This is a genomic window from Lacinutrix cladophorae (genome assembly GCF_053604645.1).
The window spans coordinates 1-310 of the sequence record NZ_JBSHNR010000094.1; the positions used below are offsets into that span (position 1 = coordinate 1).

1 protein-coding gene is annotated in these 310 nt (G+C 47.4%); it reads left to right on the top strand.

The window, feature by feature from the left end; translation table 11 throughout:
* The coding region (locus ACVC3Y_RS05850) for a hypothetical protein (RefSeq protein WP_452226357.1) at positions 1-310 on the top strand (310 nt) is incomplete at both ends.

The window sequence follows — 310 nt, forward strand, 5'->3', positions numbered from 1 at the left end:
GGAGATGGAGTAATCAACGGAACAGAGGTAGATCCAGATATGGATGGTACCGCAGGACCTGATGGAACAGACCCAACCGATCCATGTGATTACAACGTAGCAGATGTTACAGTAACTCCAAGTGGAGATTGGTTAACAGCGGATTGTGATGGTGATGGAGAACCAAATAACACAGATACAGATCCATTCGATCCATGTGCAGGAGATACAGACATAACAACAAACCCACAACCAACCGATCCAAACTATTCTGTTTGGGCAGCAGCAGATTGTGATGGCGATGGCGCACCAAACGGTACGGACACAGCAC